We start from the raw sequence: 1,925 nt of genomic DNA, 5'->3' as shown, positions 1-1,925 counted from the left end.
CCTCGCCGCCGCGCGGCGGCGGGGCCAGGCGGCGCGAGGGCACGGGCGGGCGCGGGGCGTCGCCCTCGGGGACGAGGGGGTCGGCGAGGGCGAGGTCGACGTGGGCCGGCCCCGGCCGCCCGGGCGGCCCCGCGGGCTCGCCGTCCTCGCCCAGCGGGGGCAGGCCGCGGGCGGCGTCGGCCGCGGCGGCCACGGCGCGGGCCCACGCGGCGGCGGCGGCGCCGAGGTCCTCCCCCGGCGGCGGCGCGGGGAGGTCCACCGCCAGGCGCACCGCCGCCCCGAAGAGCCCGGCCTGCAGCTCGCTCGTCTGGTTGGCCCACGTGCCCCGCAGCGCGTGCGGGCGGTCCGCCGTCAGCACGAGGAGGGGGACGCCGCCGTGGTGGGCCTCCAGCACCGCGGGGTGGAGGTTCGCGACGGCCGTGCCCGACGTCGTCACCACGGCCGCGGGGACGCCGGTGGCCCGCCCGGCGCCCAGGGCCGTGAAGGCGGCGGCCCGCTCGTCGGTGCGGACGTGGACGACGAGGTCGCCCGCCCGCTCGGCGTCGGCGAGCGCGTACGCCAGCGGCGCCGAGCGCGAGCCCGGGCACAGGACGACGTGCCGCACGCCCCGGGAGACGAGCGCGGCCACGGCGGCGACGGCGCAGGTCTGGGCAGGGTGGGGCACCGCCCCATCCTGGGCGCTCGGAGACCGCGGTGCCGCCCGGGACCGCCCGAGGACGCCCCGGGCCCGGCGGGCTGCGAGCATCGGCGGGTGCGAGCGGCCTCGGGGGGAGAGCGGGACGCCCCCCGTGCACCCGGTCGGGGGGGCGCCGCCCGGCGCGCGGTCCGGGCCGTCCGCGCGGTCCCCTGGTGGCGCTGGGCCGCCGTCGCCGGGCTGACGGCCGCGGCGGGCGGGGCGCTCGAGCTCGCGGGGGTGCCCTCGGGCGTCCTCTTCGCCGGCCTCGTCGTCGGCGTCGTGGCCGCCCTGACGGGCCTCGCGGGCGACGACCCCCGAGGCCCCCGCGCGGTGCCCCGGCCGCTCGCGCTGGCCGCGCAGGCGGTCCTCGGGGTGCTCATCGGGACCCTGGTGCAGCCGGAGACCCTCACGGGCCTGGCAGCCGACTGGCTGCCCGTCCTCGTCGTCACGGTGCTCACGCTCGTCGTCAGCCTCGCGGCCGGCCTGCTGCTGGGCCGCCACCGCGACGTCGACCCGCTCACCGGCACCTTCGCCCTGACGGCCGGCGGCGCCTCGGGCCTCGTCGCCATCGCCGGCGACCTGGGCGCGGACCAGCGGCTCGTCGCCGTCGTGCAGTACCTGCGCGTCCTCGTCATCACGGGGTCGCTCCCCCTCGTGCTGCTCGTGACCGGCGTCGGCACCGGGTCCGGGCGGGGGGCGGTGGACGCGGCGGAGGGGCCCTGGTGGGCCGGGCTGCTGCTCGTCGCCGTCGTCGGCCCGGTCGGCACCCTCCTGGGGCGGGTGTCCCGGGTGCCGGCGGGCACGCTCCTCGGCCCTCTCGTGCTGGCGGCCGTGGTCGGCGGGCTCGGGCTCTCCGCCGGCGCGCAGGTGCCCGGGGCGCTCGTCCAGGTGGCCTACGGGGCCATCGGGCTGCAGGCCGGCCTGTCCTTCACGCGCGGGACGGTGGCCGTCGTCCGCCGGGTGCTGCCCGCGGCGCTGCTCCTCATCGTCGCCGTCATCGCGGCGTGCGCCGGGCTGGGCCTCCTGCTCTCGGCCCTGACGGGCGCGAGCCTGCTCGACGGCTACCTCGCGACGACGCCGGGCGGGCTGTACGCCGTCCTCGCGGCGTCCCTGTCCACCGGCTCGGACGTGACCTTCGTCCTCGCCGTCCAGGTGGCCCGGCTGCTCGTCATGCTCGTGGCGGCGCCCGCCATCAGCCGCGGGCTGGCGCGGCGGCGGACGCCAGGAGGGCGTGGGCCCGCCGCAGGCG

At 81.4% G+C, this 1,925-nt stretch carries 2 protein-coding genes; one reads left to right on the top strand and one right to left on the bottom strand.

Translation table 11 applies throughout. The annotated features are described in order from the left end of the window. Window positions 1-664: thiamine pyrophosphate-binding protein (locus HLB09_RS16320; RefSeq protein ID WP_322790234.1), on the bottom strand; the 664-nt coding region annotated here is incomplete at its 3' end. A gap of 87 nt (window positions 665-751) precedes the next feature. Between HLB09_RS16320 and HLB09_RS16315 the strand changes: the two genes are divergently transcribed. Continuing rightward, window positions 752-1,925 (top strand): AbrB family transcriptional regulator (locus HLB09_RS16315; protein WP_171204358.1); only part of this gene is annotated, 1,174 nt, incomplete at its 3' end.

Origin of the sequence: Pseudokineococcus marinus, assembly GCF_013004605.1 — a bacterium.
GTDB classification, from domain to species: Bacteria; Actinomycetota; Actinomycetes; order Actinomycetales; family Quadrisphaeraceae; genus Pseudokineococcus; species Pseudokineococcus marinus.
This window is presented reverse-complemented; position numbering and strand designations above follow the sequence as displayed.